Below are 2,027 nucleotides of genomic sequence, written 5' to 3'. Positions count from 1 at the left end.
TGCGGTTCTGGCACGGCTCGGCGGGCGGCCGGGTGAGCGAGGCGTGGGGGCCGCAAGGCGAGCGGGTGACCTACCGGCACGATGGGCTGGGGCGTGTGTAGTAGACTCTAGCGTTCATCGCTCGGTTGGGCACAAAGGATCGGTAAGTCAGTTTGAAAATGCAACAGGTACGAGATATGAATCAGCCGCCGCGCGTTCTGCAGCAAGCAAGATAAAGGCGTCTTGCTATGTCGCTCCCGGTACAGACACTTTAAATTTAGGCTCTAATTATGATTAAAAATATGATCAATCTCACACAGAGCGCAGTAAAACCGACAGAAGAAATCATCAGAAAGACCTTTGACAACATCAATTTTAATGGTATAGAAGATTTAATCGAATTTTACATGATATCAAACGGCGGCGTGCCGGATAAAAATGCCTTATCCGGTGATCACAATTCGACGATTAGATATTTCTTTCCGATACAGTATCGACTTCCCAATAATATCGAAAACATCGAAGAAACCCGCATATTTTATAAATCTCGAAAAGATATATCAAGTTTTTTTATTGACAACGTACCATTTTCGATTGACGAAGGCGGCAATATACACTGTCTTAACGTACGAGACGGTTGTATATATTTTGTACCAATGGATAATGGATCCGAATTGGAAGAAGAAAAAATACTTGTTGCTGTTGAGTTTGGAGATTTTATAAACAAATTAGATTTTTTCGATAAAGTTTTTATAGATTAAAATATATTTAGAAAAACCAGTAGAATTACGACGCAACCCGTTCGTTGCACCAGGAAGGGACGTTCTGAGCAACGGGTTGCGGTCGTTGATCCGCTCAATCACTGCACCACCCTTAGACAAAACCTGGCAGGTTGGCCAATCGCTTTCCGCCACGGGCTGACGCGCTACGAGCACGACGCGTTCGGGCGCGTCACCGCGATCGAGGATCCCCTCGGCGCCCGCACCACCTTCGCCTACGCGCCCGGCGGCGATTTCTGGGTGCCGGCGCGCGAGACGCGGGCCGACGGGGTGACGCTCGAGCGGTGGATCGATCGCGGCCGGGCCGAGGTGGCGCTGACCGACGGCGAGGGGCGTCGCACGATCCGGCGCTACGGCGCGTACGGGGTCTTGGAGGAGATCGAGGACCCGCAGGGCGGGCGGGTGCGCTTCACCTATGACGGCCGCAAGCAGCTGACGCAGGTCACCAACGCGCTCGGCCGGCACTGGACCTTCACCCGCGACGCCTGCGGGCGGGTGGTGAGCGAGACCGATTTCGAGGGCCGCACGACGGCCTACGCCTACGACCGGTCCGGGCGGCTCACCGGCCGGACCGAGGCGGACGGCACCCGCCTCGCCTACGCGTACGATGCGGCCGGGCTGCTGCTCGCCGAGACGGTGTCGGCGGCCGACGGATCGGCGCCGCAGGTGACGCGCTTCGCCTACGACCGGGCGGGGCGTCTGGTGCGGGCGCAGAACCGCGAGGCCCGGGTCGAGTTGGAGCGCGACGCCCTCGGGCAGGTGGTGGCCGAGACGGTGAACGGGCGCCGGATCGAGAATACCTACGATTGCTGCGGGCACCGGGTGTCGCGCAGCGGCCTCGGGGCGGGGGTGACGAGCGTCTACGACCCGCTCGGGGGGCTGGCCGGCCTGCGCATCGGCGAGCACGCGGCGCTGTCGCTGGGCCGCGACGCGGCCGGGCGCGAGCGGCACCGCGCCACACCGGTCGGCTTCCGGCTGGAGAGCCGGCACGACGCGGTCGGTCGGCTGGTGCGGCAGGTCGGCGGAGGGGTCGGCGGCCCGGATGCGCCGGCCGGACCGGCGCTGGAGCGGGTCTACGGCTGGAACCGGGCGTCCGAGCCGGTGTCGATCGCCGATATACTCTGGGGCACGACGGGCTACCGGTACGACGGCAACGGTCAGGTGGAGGAGGCGCGCCACGGCGACGGGCTGGCGGAGCGGTTCGACTACGACGCGGCTCTGAACGTGTCGGCGTTCCAGGAGCTGGACCGGGGCCCGGGCGGTCCGGTT

The 2,027-nt window shown here is 61.2% G+C and carries 2 protein-coding genes; both read left to right on the top strand.

Going from position 1 to position 2,027, the window contains the following annotated elements; translation table 11 throughout:
* Positions 1 to 281 precede the first annotated feature (281 nt).
* Entirely contained in the window at positions 282 to 740 is a 459-nt protein-coding gene (locus QR78_RS33285) for an SMI1/KNR4 family protein (RefSeq protein ID WP_158004087.1), read from the top strand.
* Positions 741 to 998: 258 nt separating this feature from the next.
* On the top strand, positions 999 to 2,027 hold a 1,029-nt coding region (locus QR78_RS27725), incomplete at its 3' end, for an RHS repeat protein (protein WP_048430843.1).

It is taken from the genome of Methylobacterium indicum, from assembly GCF_001043895.1.
Classification (GTDB): Bacteria; Pseudomonadota; Alphaproteobacteria; order Rhizobiales; family Beijerinckiaceae; genus Methylobacterium; species Methylobacterium indicum.
Note: the sequence above shows the minus strand (reverse complement) of the source record. Positions and strands in the feature narration are given on the sequence as shown.